The sequence below is a fragment of the Nitrospira tepida genome, assembly GCF_947241125.1.
GTDB lineage: Bacteria > Nitrospirota > Nitrospiria > Nitrospirales > Nitrospiraceae > Nitrospira_G > Nitrospira_G tepida.
Genome location: NZ_OX365700.1, coordinates 3,879,696 through 3,893,120, shown reverse-complemented (window position 1 = coordinate 3,893,120; position 13,425 = coordinate 3,879,696). Strand labels below are relative to the sequence as shown.

Here is a 13,425-nt window from a genome sequence, read left to right as displayed (position 1 = left end):
CTGTCGCAGCGGCGAATCGGGGTGCCCGTTGCGCTTCTGTTGCAATGGGCCTAAGCAGCAGAAGCGTTCATGAATAATGCGGGTTAAGCCGAAGCCTGTGTCGCCCAGGTGACAAGTTGCTCCGCGTCCTCAATCACCTCCACCGGCACTTCGTAATAGCTCTTGAGCGTTTGTTTCGAATTCGGTCGAAAGGGCTTCATGCCGCGGGCGACATAGGCCGTGCGCGTGCGCTCGTCGGTTTTGAAGTAGAGCCGACCGCGATGGATGATGCCGAAGAACGTCGCATTCTGATACAAGCCGTAGCCACCGAACATGGCGCGACAGGTCACCCCGCGCACCTCCGCCAGTTGATCCAGCACGAACTCCGTGAAGCCGTCTGATTTGCGATCTGGCGCGGGAGCGGATTTGCGTACTGACGTACGATTGGATTTTAGGGTCGATTTGCCGGCCGGCTTGCGGGGCATGACGGCGCTCATGTTGGTTTGACGGCGGCGACGAACCGGGCGGCGATCGGCAGCGAGACGGCCTCTCCACGCCGGTACTGTTCCACGGACTGAACGATCCGCTTTTCCGCCTCGGCCTGTTGCGATGGGGACAGTTTCGCGAACAGGTTCTGGATGGGTGCCGCGATCTCCATCAGGCTCGAAAAGTATTCACGGCCTGAGGTCAGTTGCACGTCCGCCACGAATTCTTCTTCCGACAGGCTGGAGAGCCCGGCCTGCTGGATCATGCCCATCAGGTCCCCCGATTTCGCCAAACGGAAGATCCCCGGGGCCTGCGGATCGGGCGGAGGCAGCTCGATCAATTGCTTGATGACATCCATCGGGATACGGAGATAGGGGTTCTTTTCGGGGGCCGACCAGACCGCCGCCGCCAGATGGCCGCCCGGCTTCAACACGCGGGCGATCTCCGCGACGGCTTTGGGAATCTCGGGAAGGAACATCAGGCAAAAGCGCGAGGTCACGGCATCGAACGAGCCAGATGGAAACGGCAAGGTCGTCACGTCGCCGGTTCGAAACTCGACGTTGGAGAGACCGAGCCTCGCGGCCTTGCGCCTGGCGGCAGCCAGCATGTCGTCCGCGAGGTCGATGCCGACGACTTGTCCCTGAGGTCTGACTACCTGCGCCGCCAAAAGGGCAGGATAGCCTGTGCCGGAGCCCAGGTCTAACACCTGCTGTCCCTGCCGCAACCGGGCATCCGCGATCAGCCGGTGGTTGAGAAAGGCCATGCTGCGGTCAAACATCTCATCCCATTTCTCCCACCCGGCCGCCACACGATTCCAGTCCTGACGTTGCGCCTCGATGACCTGCTGCGGATCTTGCGACATGATGGATCTCTCCTTCCCTGAAGCTCGACCCAGATTCTCAATCTGGAATTGCGTTAGCCACGGAATCCTATCCTGGTCTGGCAGTCGGCTCAAGTCGATCGTGATGTGGTCTTGTGGAGTTCGAGTTGCTCCACAGTCCGAGGCCAATCGGCCCCAAGCAACCGGGAGAGGCCTCGATCCGCCAGCAGCTTGCCTCCGGTTTGGCAGGTCGCGCAGTAGTTGCACTCATTCTCTGCGTAGCGGATGCGTTGGATCGGCGTACCGCAGATGGGGCAGGGTTGCCGATAACGGCCATGCACGGCCATGTCTGCTCGAAACGCGGTCACGGATTCCGGGAACCGGTCGCCGGTCTCTTCACGCAGGCGGACGATCCACTCCCGCAAGGTCGATTGAGTGGCCTCGAACAGACGAACGATCTCCTCCGGGGAGAGGGTCGATGTGAGTTTCGCCGGAGACAAGCGGGCGCGATGCAGGATCTCGTCGGAATAGGCGTTACCGATGCCGCTGAATAGCCGGGGATCGGTCAGGGCCCGCTTGAGCGTATGGTTCTCGCGGGCGAGGGCCGCCTGAAAAGCCGCAAGATCCGCCTCCAGCGGCTCGATGCCGCCCGAACGAAACTGGTCCAAGCCGGCCAAGCCTCGGACCACGTGTAACGCCGCGCGCTTCTTGCTGCCGGCCTCGGTCAGGAGCAACGTGCCCTCGGCAAACTCAAATGCAGCCAAGCCGATCCTGCCGGGGACCTTGGCCCCGGCCGGTTTCCGATGCAGGCGCCCGGCGATCATCAGATGGAGCAGGAGAAAGAGTTCGTCCTCCAGCTCGAAGACCAGCCGTTTGCCGATCAGTCGGACGGCTCGCAGCAGCTTGCCTTCGGTTTCTGCCAGCGACGGCTCGACAGTGCGGAGCAAAAAGGGACTCGCGAGCGTGATATGCAGCAGCCGATGCCCTACTGCAACACGCTCCAGTGCCTCGCAATAGATGGTCAAATCGGGCAGTTCGGGCATGGCAGATCTGTGCCAGGGCCGGTCGGGTCAGACCTTGGCCCGCCAATCAGGCTTGTTCGCCAAGCACCTGCGCCAGACGATCCAGGCAACCGGTCCATCCGGTCCGGTGACGGTCGCGTTCTTCCGCGGTCGGGAACCGCTCATGAAGCAATGTCAGCTCGGTCCCGCCGGGGACGGTTTGAAACTCCAGCGTCACCAACGTGTCGTAGAATTCAGTCAAACCCCGTCCGCCGCACCTGCTGCCCTCCCAGGCCCAGGTGAAGACCAGCCGCTCCGGCGGGCGTATCTCGCGATAGAGGCCCCTGGCAGTGTACAGCGAGCCGTCCGCCGCCTTCATCTCGATGCGGTACCGGCCGCCGACCCGAAGGTCCACCTCGGCCGACGGCGTCGAATAGTCGCTTGATGGCGAGAACCAGCGCATCAACGCCTGCGGGTTTGTCCAGGCGGCGAAGAGCTGTTCCCGCGGCACGTGGAAGAGACGGGTGAGGCGAAACGTCTGGTTGAACGCCCTAGGCTTGTCTGCCATACGACTGTCTCGGTCGGTGCGGTCTCGCCGAATGGCCGGCCCAATATTGGAACGAGACCGCGCTGCAAGCCGGTTATTTCAACCTCTGGAGTGTGTCGCGCAGCTCCTTGACCTCGGCGGCGAACAGATCCAAGTGTTGCTCGCGCTGTGGCTGATCCTCCTTGAACTTCCAGACCCGCTTGAAAATGGCCCACAGTTCCTTGTTGTGCGTCACCGCCAGCGCGTAGGCCGGTTGCGCTTGCACCGCCTTCTCCACGCAACAGAGGTTGTCATCGAGCGCATGGAACTGGTTGTGAAGGTCGTTCAGCGCCTGATCGTACCCCTTGCCGGCCCTCGCGGCCTTCGCGCCCCCCTCCATCATGTTGGTCAGATTGATCAACGTCTCCACGCCGGTCGCCCCCTTCGCCTTCGCCGCAAACTCCTTCGCGTGGGGGTAGAACAGGTAGCTGCAGCCGCTGAGTCCCATCAGCAGCATGGAAAGGGCGCACAATTGAATCAGCCGTCGCATAGGTCCCTCCCTCTTCTCATGATGATTCTGAACGGCCTTTTGCCAGGTATCTCTTCCAGGACACGCGATAATGGGCCGGCTTTCCCTTCTTGATCCCTGGGTAAATATGGCCCGAAAAGATAACTATATGATCAATCAAGCCCGGCTTACCAGACCCTGACCATGAAGCGGTGCTGTAACCTTTTTCTTCTTAGAGACGACTTGGTAAATGAGGGGGCGAACGGCTCCTCGATGAGCCGCCGGTTCAACCAAAGGTTGGTAGGGAGGTCATTACGATGAACAGGGGAATCAAACGGATCATGGTCGGGATTGCAGCGGCGGTCGTGCTCGGAGGCCTGGCCTCCGTGGCCTGGGCGGACGGGGGAAGCGGCTGCTGGCGAGGCGGGGCGCACGGCGTCGGCATGAAGAAGTACGGTCATGGCTATGCGGCGGTCCACCACGGCATGGCCGGGCATGGAGGCAGCGCGCATCGCCTGGTCCGTCTGCTGCTCAGGCATCAAGAGGAGCTGGGTTTGACCGAGGAGCAGGTGGCCAAGATCAAGGCCCTGTCGCTCGATCAGGACCGGGCGAGGATTCGCGACAAGGCGGATGTGAAGGTGGCCGAGCGGGAGCTTCGGGCTCTGGTCTTGGACGACAAAACGGAGTTGGCGGCGATTGAGGCAAAGGTGAAAGAACGGGCGATGCTCGACGCGAACCTAGACATGATCGGGATCAAGGCCAGGCGCGAGCTTGTAGCGGTTCTCTCGCCTGAGCAGCGGGAGAAGCAGAAAGCGATTCTGGAACGGATGCATCGCGCCCATCGAGGGCATGACCGCGGCCATCCCATGAAGGCGCAATCCCTATCTGGAGAAGAGGGGGAACTGACGGCACAGTCGGAAGGGGAACAGGCGCTTGAGACTGAAACGGGGACGGTCACGAATGATGCAGGGTAAGCTCCCTCCGCCTGAAGCAGCGTGCTGTGGTCCGACCGGCGAGTCAGGTATGATGAGGATGTCAGTTCCTCTGTTGTGGCTGATCTCGACCTCGCGGGAGCGCAGACACCGGTGCACAATGATCAGGAGATTGTCCACCGGGTTCTGGATGGGGAGACCGACCGTTTCGCCGAGCTGATCGAGCGTTATCGGCAGCACGTGGCCAAGATCGTCACGGGCCATGTGCCCTTCGATCAAGTGGAAGAGGTGGCGCAGGATGTCTTCATCCGCGTCTTTACAGGCCTCAATGGATACTCCGGGCGGACTCCGTTTGAGCATTGGCTCTCCGGCATTGCGGTGCGGACTTGCTACGACTTCTGGCGCGAGCGGGGCCGGCAGGAACAGCCGGTCAGTTCCTTGGCGTCCGAACACCAGGCCTGGATCGAACAGGCGCTGGCGGCTGAGTCCGATGAACAGTTCCGCGAGCAGGCCGGCCGCCGGGAGGCGCGGGACCTGTTGGACAAGGCCCTGAGCCGCTTGTCTGCGGAGGACCGGATGGTCCTGACGTTGGTCTATCTCGAAGGGCGATCGGTGCGCGAGGCGGCTGGTCTGCTGGGTTGGAGTGTCGTCAATGTGAAGGTCCGGGCGCATCGCGCCAAACGGGCGCTTCGGAAAATCTTTGCCGAAGAAGAGGAGTCGGCATCATGAAGGACCGCAGGAAGAGGGAGCTCGACAAGCTGGAACAGGTCTGGCCGGCCGTACATCGCGCTCGGCCCGTGCCTCCCTTGGGGGCTGAATGGACCGGCCGCCTCATGGACCGCATCCGGTCGGAGGCCGGCAGCCGGCCGCTCCGGGCGCCGGTCTGGATCGATCAGTTGGTCTGGCGAACCGCTGCGGCGGCTGCCGTCTTTGCCCTGATCTTTGCCGGCTCCGCGCTGCTCTATACGGAGCCGCATAGGGTCGAGGTGGTCTCGCTCTTGTCGGATGAACTCGATGCAGGAGCGCCGCTCGGCGACTGGTCAAGATGAGCGACCTGTCTGAACAGCCTGCACGATGCCACGCGACAGTCCGGCGGCCTATCACGATGCGACGGAGAACAGGCTCATGACACAAGCCAAACTCTGGGGCGGCCTGCTGGTTCTGTTCCTCGCCGGCGTATTGACCGGCCTGGGGGGAACGATCCTCTATCAGCACTACGAGCAGAAGCAGCGCTGGGAACGTGGTCCCGCCGGCCGGCAGGAACGGTTGATGAAGCGGCTGGCCGAGGAATTGTCCTTGACCCAGGCACAATCGCAGGCGATCGAGCCGATCGTGAGTCGCGCGCACATTCAAATCCTGGAGTTGCGGGCCAAGCACCAGCCGGAGCTGGACCGGATCGTGGACCAGGGCGTCAACGAGATCAAGACGAAACTGTCTGCTGACCAGGGGGCCAGGCTCGATACCCTCTACGCCAAGCTGAAGCAACGCTGGCAGGTCTCGCGAGACTATCTGCGCGCCGCGCGGGAACGCCTGCCGCTAGGGAGCAGGGAGGCGGAGTCTGAACCTCAGCCTGAGCCCCGGCCTGAACAGGGATCGCAACCATGAGCCACGCCCAGCCTCCGCTTCCCCCTCCGTCATCGCAGCGGGACATGCCCGAACGGGTGCGCGTCGCCCGCCTGGTGAAGCGATGGTCGATCGGGTTGCTGGTCCTGAGCCTGATCGCCTTCGGCGCCTACGCGCTGGTCACGAAATCCGGCGAGGGCCAGTTGCGCGCGGGCCAAGGGCGCAACACCGGAGCCAGCAGCGTGCCGGTCATCGCCGCGGCAGCCAGAACCGGAGACATCGGGATCTACCTGAACGGTCTCGGCACGGTCGTCCCCTTCAATACCGTCACGGTGCGCAGTCGGGTCGATGGGCAATTGATGCAGGTGCTGTTTCAAGAAGGCCAGATGGTGCGCAAGGGAGATCTGTTGGCGCAGATCGATCCGCGCCCTTTCGAAGTGCAGTTGACCCAGGCGCAAGGGCAGATGGCGCGGGACCTGGCGCAACTCAAGAACGCGCAACTCGACCTGGAGCGCTATCGCGGTTTGGTCAAGCAGGGCTTCGTGCCCAAGCAACAGCTCGACACACAAGAGGCGCTGGTGCGCCAGTACGAGGGCATCGTCAAGGCCGATCAAGGGCAGATCGACAACGCGAAGTTGCAACTCACCTATTGCCGCATCACCGCGCCCATCGACGGACGGGTTGGGTTGCGGCTCGTGGATGTCGGCAACATGGTCCGCGCCAACGATCCCAATGGGCTCCTGGTCATCACCCAGCTCCAGCCGATCACGGTGGTCTTCACGATTCCCGAAGACAACCTTCCGCCGGTGTTGGACAAGCTCAAAGTCGGCGAACAACTGCCGGTCGAGGCCTTCGATCGCGAGCACAAGCAGCGGCTGGCAAGCGGTTCGTTGCTGACGGTGGACAACCAGATCGATCCCAACACCGGCACGGTCCGGCTCAAGGCGGTCTTTGCGAACGAGCAGAACGAGCTGTTCCCCAACCAGTTTGTCAACGCGCGGCTGTTGTTGGACACCAAACGGGGCGTCACGATCGTGCCGTCCGTATCGGTCCAACGGGGGCCGCAAGGCGCCTTCGTCTACATCGTGAAGCGGGATCAGGCCGGCGAGCAAACGGTCGAGGTCCGTCCGGTAGACGTGGGTGTCACGCATGCCGAGGACGCCTCGATCGAGAAGGGCGTGGCGCCGGAGGAACTGGTCGTGGTGGAAGGGACGGAGAAGCTGCGGAATGGGACCAAGGTGGAGGTGCGGCCGCCGGCAGTCGCAGCCGACCAGCCGCAGGCAAGTTCCGAAGCAGCTCCGCAAGCCCAACTCTCCCGTCCGACGAGGAAACCAATGTGAATCCCTCCCGTCTCTTTATCCTCCGGCCGGTCGCAACGGCCCTGACCATGGTGGCCCTCCTGTTGGCCGGCCTCGTCGCCTATCGCCACCTGCCGGTTTCGGCCCTTCCCCAAGTCGATTATCCGACCATTCGGGTGCTGACCCTGTATCCCGGCGCCAGTCCCGATGTGATGGCCTCGTCCGTCACGGCCCCGCTTGAACGGCAGTTCGGCCAGATGCCGGGTCTGAAGCAGATGACCTCGACCAGCTCCGGCGGCAGCTCGGTCGTGACCCTGCAGTTCAGCCTCGATCTGGATTTGGACGTGGCCGAGCAGCAGGTGCAGGCCGCCATCAACACGGCTTCCACGTTTTTGCCGAGGGACCTGCCCAATCCGCCCGTCTACAGCAAGGTGAACCCGGCGGACGCGCCGATCCTCACCTTAGCCCTCACGTCCAACGAGCTGCCTCTTCCCCAGGTCGAAGACCTCGCGGAAACCCGCCTGGCGCAAAAGATTTCCCAGTTGTCGGGCGTGGGGTTGGTCAGCATCGGGGGAGGGCAGCGGCCGGCCGTGCGCATCAGGGCCAATCCGCGCGCCCTGTCCGCCTATGGACTGACCCTCGAAGATCTCCGCCGCGTCGTGGCGGAGGCCAACGTCAACCAGGCCAAGGGGTCTTTCGACGGGCCGAGGCGGGCCTCGATCATCAACGCGACCGATCAGCTCCTGTCGAGCAAGGAATACCAGCCGCTGATCGTGGCCTACCGGAACGGCGCGCCCGTACATTTGTCCGACGTGGCCGACGCCATCGACGACGTGGAGAACGTGAAGCAGGCGGCCTGGATGAACGACCAGCCGGCTGTGATCGTGAACATCCAGCGGCAGCCTGGCGCGAACGTGATCGAGGTGGCGGACCGGGTGAAGAAACTGCTCCCGCAACTGGAGCGGGCCCTTCCGTCCTCCGTCCGCGTCACGGTCCTGACTGATCGGACCACGTCGATCAGGGCCTCGGTCCGCGACGTGCAGTTCGAGCTGATGTTGGCGGTGGCGCTTGTCATCCTGGTGATCTTCCTGTTCTTGCGGACGCTCTCCGCCACCGTCATCCCCGCCGCCGCCGTGCCCCTGTCGCTGATCGGGACCTTCGGCGCCATGTATCTCCTCGGGTTCAGCCTGAACAATCTGACGCTGATGGCGCTGACGATCGCGACGGGGTTCGTCGTAGACGACGCGATCGTCATGATCGAGAACATCGCCCGCTACCTCGAACGGGGCGAGTCGCCGCTGCAGGCGGCGCTTGCCGGCTCCAAGCAAATTGCCTTTACGATTCTGTCGCTGACCGTCTCGCTGGTCGCCGTCTTGATCCCGCTCCTTTTCATGGGCGACGTCGTCGGGCGGCTGTTCCGGGAGTTCGCGGTCACCCTGAGCGTGACGATCCTGATCTCGGCCGTCGTCTCGCTGACCTTGACGCCGATGATGTGCGCGCGGCTGCTCCGGCGCGGTTCGGCTGAGCAGCAGGGGGCGCTCTCGGGAGCGCTCCAGGGTCTGTTTGACCGTATGCTCGCCGGGTACGACCGCACATTACGATGGGTGCTGGCCCATCAGCCGCTGACCTTGGCGGTCGCGATCGGGACGCTGGTCCTGACGGTCGTCCTCTATCTCGTCGTGCCGAAGGGCTTCTTCCCCGTGCAGGACACGGGAGTGATCCTGGGCATGACCCAAGCGGCGGAAACCATTTCCTTCCCGGCGATGGCCGAGCGGCAACAGGAGCTGGCCAAAGTCGTCCTGGAAGATCCCGCGGTCGAGAGCCTGTCTTCGTTCATCGGCGTGGACGGCATCAATACGACGCTCAACAGCGGGCGCATGCAGATCAATCTCAAGCCCTTGTCGGAGCGGGACGCGGGCGCGAGCGAGGTCATCCGCCGCCTGCAGGAACGCGCCGCCGCCGTGCAGGGCATCACCCTGTTCATGCAGCCGGTGCAGGACCTCACGGTCGAGGACCGGGTCAGCCGCACCCAGTATCAGTACACACTCGAAGACGCGGACCAGGAGGAGCTTGCGCGCTGGGCGCCGAAATTGGTGGGGGCCTTGCAAGCGCTGCCGGAACTGCGTGACGTAAGCAGCGACCAGCAGACTCAGGGGCTGGCCGCCCTCGTGACGATCGACCGGAACACGGCCTCGCGGCTCGGGATCACGCCGCAACTGATCGCCGATACGTTGTACAACGCCTTCGGCCAGCGGCAGGTCTCCACGATGTTCACTCAGTTGAACCAGTACCGGGTGATTCTCGAAGTCAGGCCGGAATTTCAGCGTGGACCGCAGGCGTTGGAGTTTCTGGACGTGCGATCCGCGGCCGGCGGGCAGGTGCCGCTGAGCGTCTTTACGCAGGTTGCCGAGACAACCGCGCCGCTCCTCATCAGCCGGCAGGGCCAGTTTCCTGCCGTCACCCTGTCGTTCAACGTGGCGCCGGGTCGGTCGCTGGGCAATGCCGTGGCGGCGATCGAGCGGGCCGCGCTGGACATCGGCTTGCCAACCAGCATTCGCGGCAGGTTCCAGGGCACGGCCCAGGCCTTTCAAGTCGCGCTGGTCAATCAACCCTGGCTGATCCTGGCGGCCCTCGTCACGGTCTATATCGTGCTCGGGATTCTCTACGAGAGCTATATCCATCCGCTGACGATCCTGTCTACCTTGCCCTCCGCCGGGGTGGGCGCGCTGCTGGCCTTGATGTTGGCGGGCATGGACTTCAGTGTGATGGCGCTGATCGGCGTCATCCTCCTCATAGGCATCGTCAAGAAGAACGCGATCATGATGATCGACTTTGCGCTGGATGCGGAACGCAAAGAGGGCAAGCGGCCGGAGGAGGCGATCTACGAGGCCTGTCTCCTGCGCTTCCGCCCGATCATGATGACGACGATGGCCGCGTTGCTGGCGGCCTTGCCGCTTGCCTTGGGCTCGGGCGTCGGGTCCGAGCTGCGCCGGCCCTTGGGGCTCTCGATCGTCGGCGGGCTGATCCTGAGCCAACTGCTCACGCTCTACACGACGCCCGTGGTCTATCTGGCATTCGACCGGCTGGCGCGCCGCATGAAGGCCGGCCGCGTTCCGGCCTCCTCCGAGGAGGTCTTCGGTTCGGGACCGGCATGAATCTCTCCGCTCCCTTCATCAGGCGGCCTGTGGCTACCACCTTGCTGACGATCGGCGTCACGCTGGTCGGCGCCGTCGCCTTCCGGTTTCTCCCCGTCGCTTCGTTGCCGCAAGTCGAGTTTCCGACGATTCAAGTCTCGGCCGAGCTGCCTGGCGCAAGCCCCGAGGTCATGGCCACCGCCGTGGCGGCGCCGCTGGAGCGCCAATTCACCAGGATCGCGGGCGTGACCGAAATGACCTCGACCAGTTCTCTTGGATCGACCGGCATCACCCTGCAATTTGATCTGAACCGCAACATCGACGGCGCCGCGCGGGACGTGCAGGCGGCGATCGCCGCCGCGCGGGCGGACCTGCCGGCCAATCTGCCGCGGAATCCTCGCTATCACAAGATCAATCCGGCCGACGCGCCGATCATGATCCTGGCGCTGACCTCGGAGGTCGTGGGCCGAGGCAAGCTGTACGACGTGGCTTCCAGCATCGTGCAACAGAAGCTGTCGCAGATCGAAGGCGTGGGCCAGGTCTACGTGGGAGGCGGCTCGCTGCCGGCCGTGCGCGTGGAGCTGAACCCCACCGCGCTGAACAAGTACGGGATCGGGCTGGGTGATATCAGGCAGGTGTTGAGCACGACCAACGTCAACCGGCCGAAGGGGTATCTGGAGGATGAATCCCGGACCTGGCAGATCCGGGCCAACGATCAGCTTCATGTAGCCGAGGACTACCTGCCCTTGATCGTGTCCTATCGGGACGGGCGGGCCGTGCGCCTCGCCGACGTGGGCCGGGTCGAGGATTCGGTGGAGGACCTCCGGACGATCGGGCTCTCGAACGGCATGCCTGCGGTCTTGATGATCATCAGCCGCCAGCCTGGCGCAAACGTTATCGAAACCGTAGACCGGATTCAGGCGCGGTTTCCCGAAATTCAGGCGTCCGTTCCCGGCAACATGACGCTCGCGATCGTGATGGACCGCACCCCCGTGATCCGCGCGTCGTTGCATGACGTGGAACGCACGCTGGTCATTTCCGTCCTGCTGGTGATCCTGGTCGTGTTCCTGTTTCTTCGGAGCCCGCGGGCGACCCTCATCCCCAGCGTGGCCGTGCCGGTCTCGCTCGTCAGCACCTTCGGCGTCATGTACCTCTTCGATTACAGCCTCGACAACCTGTCGCTGATGGCATTGGCCATCGCCACCGGCTTTGTGGTCGATGACGCGATCGTCGTCGTCGAAAACATCAGCCGGTACCGCGAACAGGGGATGCCGCCGCTTCAGGCCGCGTTCCGCGGGGCGCAGGAGATCGCCTTCACCGTCCTCTCCATCACGCTCTCGCTGGTCGCCGTGTTTCTGCCGATTCTCCTGCTGGGCGGGATGATCGGCCGCTTGTTCCGGGAGTTTGCGGTGACCCTGTCGAGCGCGATCCTGATCTCGCTCGTGGTCTCGCTGACCCTGACCCCGATGATGTGCGCGCGGCTGCTCAAGCCCGAGCAGGGCCAGCAGCACGGGTGGTGTTATCGAACCAGCGAGCGCCTGTTCGAATCGCTGCGGACCGGCTATGCCGGGAGCCTGGCTTGGGTGCTGCGGCATCCGTTGCTGATGCTGTCGGCGACGCTCGCGACCATGGGATTGAGCGTCTACCTCTACGGCATCGTCCCCAAAGGGTTCTTTCCCCAACAGGACACCGGGCGGCTGTTCGGGACGATCCAGGCGTCGCAAGATACCTCGTTTCAAGCCATGCGCCAGAAACTCCAAACGGTCGTGGAGATCGTGCAGCGCGATCCGGCCGTCGAGACCGTCGATGCCTTCGCCGGGTCGAGCGGCAGCTCCAATATGGGCCGGATGTTCATCGTGCTCAAGCCGCTGGCGGAACGGAAGATCAACTCCGATCAGGTTATCGCGAGGCTGCGGGGGCAACTGGCGGGGGTGCCCGGCGCGCCGACCTATCTCCAGGTGATTCAAGACTTGCGCATCGGGGGCCGGGCCAGCAGCGCGCAGTATCAGTACACGCTTCAGAGCGTGGACCTCGCCGAGCTCAACACCTGGGCGCCGCGGGTCGAGCGCGTCCTGCGGACCCTGCCGGAGATTGCCGATGTCAACAGCGACCAGCAGGACAAAGGATTGCAATCGCTGGTCGTCTACGACCGGGGAACGGCTTCTCGGCTCGGGCTCACGCCGCAGCTCATCGATGACACGTTGTACGATGCCTTCGGCCAGCGGCAGGTGTCGATTATGTACACCCCGTTGAATCAGTACCATGTGGTGATGGGAGTGGCGCGAGAGTATTGGCAGGACCCGGCAGCCCTGCACGACATCTACATCCGGTCGTCTGGCGGCGCACAGGTGCCGTTGAGCGCCGTGGCGCGGTACGAGCCGAAATCGACCTTGCTGTCGGTCAATCACCAGGGTCAGTTTCCCGGGGTCACGCTGTCATTCAACATGACGCCGGGCGTGTCGCTCGGCCAGGCCTTGGAAGCGATCGAGCGGGCGATGCGGGACATCGGCGTGCCCGGGACCATCCGCGGGAGTTTCCAGGGGACGGCGCGCGCCTTTCAATCGTCGTTGAATACGGCGCCCTGGCTGATCTTCGCCGCGCTGGCGACTGTCTACATCGTGTTGGGGATTCTCTACGAAAGCTACATCCACCCGCTCACGATCCTGTCCACCTTGCCCTCCGCCGGGGTCGGGGCGCTGCTGGCCTTGCTGCTGCTCAAGACGGAGCTGAGCATGGTCGCCATCATCGGCATCATTCTGTTGATCGGCATCGTGAAGAAGAACGCGATCCTCATGATCGACTTTGCCTTGGAGGCGGAACGCAGGGAGGGGAAGCGGCCGGCCGAAGCGATTTACGAGGCCTGCCTCTTGCGGTTCCGGCCGATCCTGATGACGACGCTGGCCGCCCTGCTGGGAGCGCTGCCGCTGGCCGTCGGGATGGGGGTGGGTTCCGAGCTCAGGCGGCCGCTCGGCATTGCGATCGTGGGCGGCCTGCTCGTCAGCCAGTTGCTCACGCTCTACACGACACCGGTCGTGTACCTCTATCTCGATCGCGCGAGACTCTGGTTCCTGCGCCTGCGCGCGAGGTCTGAGGCCCGGACGGCGTAGCGGACAGGGTTAGGGGAACGGGAATTGTGTCGTGGAGCTATACGGGCATTGTTTCCGTTCAGTCTCCAGCC

At 63.6% G+C, this 13,425-nt stretch carries 12 protein-coding genes; 7 read left to right on the top strand and 5 right to left on the bottom strand.

Going from position 1 to position 13,425, the window contains the following annotated elements:
• Positions 1 to 83: 83 nt before the first annotated feature.
• The 5 genes from QWI75_RS18455 to QWI75_RS18435 form a co-directional block, all read right to left on the bottom strand.
• Positions 84 to 464 (bottom strand): TfoX/Sxy family protein, encoded by a 381-nt coding sequence (locus tag QWI75_RS18455; RefSeq protein WP_289270539.1) that lies wholly within the window; start codon positions 462 to 464, stop codon positions 84 to 86.
• A gap of 8 nt (positions 465 to 472) precedes the next feature.
• Positions 473 to 1,327, bottom strand: a complete 855-nt coding sequence (locus tag QWI75_RS18450; RefSeq protein WP_289270537.1) for a class I SAM-dependent methyltransferase — start codon at positions 1,325 to 1,327, stop codon at positions 473 to 475.
• 89 nt (positions 1,328 to 1,416) lie between these two features.
• Positions 1,417 to 2,328, bottom strand: coding sequence for a DNA-formamidopyrimidine glycosylase family protein (locus QWI75_RS18445; RefSeq protein WP_289270536.1), 912 nt, complete (start codon positions 2,326 to 2,328; stop codon positions 1,417 to 1,419).
• A gap of 46 nt (positions 2,329 to 2,374) precedes the next feature.
• A complete protein-coding gene (locus tag QWI75_RS18440) occupies positions 2,375 to 2,854 on the bottom strand; it encodes an SRPBCC family protein (protein ID WP_289270533.1) in 480 nt (159 codons plus the stop codon).
• Positions 2,855 to 2,927: 73 nt separating this feature from the next.
• Positions 2,928 to 3,362, bottom strand: a complete 435-nt coding sequence (locus tag QWI75_RS18435) for a hypothetical protein (protein ID WP_289270531.1) — start codon at positions 3,360 to 3,362, stop codon at positions 2,928 to 2,930.
• A gap of 275 nt (positions 3,363 to 3,637) precedes the next feature.
• Between QWI75_RS18435 and QWI75_RS18430 the strand changes: the two genes are divergently transcribed.
• The 7 genes from QWI75_RS18430 (at position 3,638) to QWI75_RS18400 (ending at position 13,354) form a co-directional block, all read left to right on the top strand.
• Entirely contained in the window at positions 3,638 to 4,294 is a 657-nt protein-coding gene (locus tag QWI75_RS18430) for a Spy/CpxP family protein refolding chaperone (protein ID WP_289270529.1), read from the top strand.
• Positions 4,295 to 4,369: 75 nt separating this feature from the next.
• The gene (locus tag QWI75_RS18425; protein ID WP_289270527.1) at positions 4,370 to 4,981 is read left to right on the top strand and encodes an RNA polymerase sigma factor; all 612 of its coding nucleotides are present in this window, start codon (positions 4,370 to 4,372) and stop codon (positions 4,979 to 4,981) included.
• Positions 4,978 to 5,301 carry a hypothetical protein gene (locus QWI75_RS18420; protein ID WP_289270525.1) on the top strand — a complete coding sequence of 108 codons (324 nt, stop codon included), beginning with the start codon at positions 4,978 to 4,980 and terminating at the stop codon, positions 5,299 to 5,301. The genes QWI75_RS18425 and QWI75_RS18420 overlap by 4 nt, the downstream gene beginning before the upstream one ends.
• 76 nt (positions 5,302 to 5,377) lie before the next feature.
• Positions 5,378 to 5,857 (top strand): hypothetical protein, encoded by a 480-nt coding sequence (locus QWI75_RS18415; protein ID WP_289270523.1) that lies wholly within the window; start codon positions 5,378 to 5,380, stop codon positions 5,855 to 5,857.
• Positions 5,854 to 7,155 (top strand): MdtA/MuxA family multidrug efflux RND transporter periplasmic adaptor subunit, encoded by a 1,302-nt coding sequence (locus QWI75_RS18410; protein ID WP_289270521.1) that lies wholly within the window; start codon positions 5,854 to 5,856, stop codon positions 7,153 to 7,155. The genes QWI75_RS18415 and QWI75_RS18410 overlap by 4 nt, the downstream gene beginning before the upstream one ends.
• The gene (locus QWI75_RS18405) at positions 7,152 to 10,268 is read left to right on the top strand and encodes an MdtB/MuxB family multidrug efflux RND transporter permease subunit (protein WP_289270519.1); all 3,117 of its coding nucleotides are present in this window, start codon (positions 7,152 to 7,154) and stop codon (positions 10,266 to 10,268) included. The genes QWI75_RS18410 and QWI75_RS18405 overlap by 4 nt, the downstream gene beginning before the upstream one ends.
• A complete protein-coding gene (locus QWI75_RS18400) occupies positions 10,265 to 13,354 on the top strand; it encodes a multidrug efflux RND transporter permease subunit (RefSeq protein WP_289270516.1) in 3,090 nt (1,029 codons plus the stop codon). Before QWI75_RS18405 ends, QWI75_RS18400 begins: the two co-directional genes overlap by 4 nt.
• Positions 13,355 to 13,425 lie beyond the last annotated feature (71 nt).